Here is a 250-nt window from a genome sequence, read left to right as displayed (position 1 = left end):
CGCCTTCCGGGACGTCGTCCGCCAGTTCATCGGCAAAGAGGTGGTGCCGAATCTTCCCGAGTGGGAGGCCGCCGGTGTTGTACCTCGCGAGCTGTTTCACAAGACCGCTGACATCGGAATCAACGGTCTCCAAATCCCCGAAGTCTTCGGCGGCGGAGGGATCGACAGCTTCCTCTTCAACGCCATAGTGATCGAGGAGACTGGTTATGCGGCAGCTACTCTCGGCGGCATGCAGGTGCATTTGAACACA

1 protein-coding gene is annotated in these 250 nt (G+C 59.2%); it reads left to right on the top strand.

Annotation, left to right across the window (positions count from 1 at the left end):
* The coding region (locus AC3XQU_RS24430) for an acyl-CoA dehydrogenase family protein (RefSeq protein WP_489876701.1) at positions 1 to 250 on the top strand (250 nt) is incomplete at both ends.

It is taken from the genome of Telluria sp. AZSoR62, from assembly GCF_058111565.1.
Note: the sequence above shows the minus strand (reverse complement) of the source record. Positions and strands in the feature narration are given on the sequence as shown.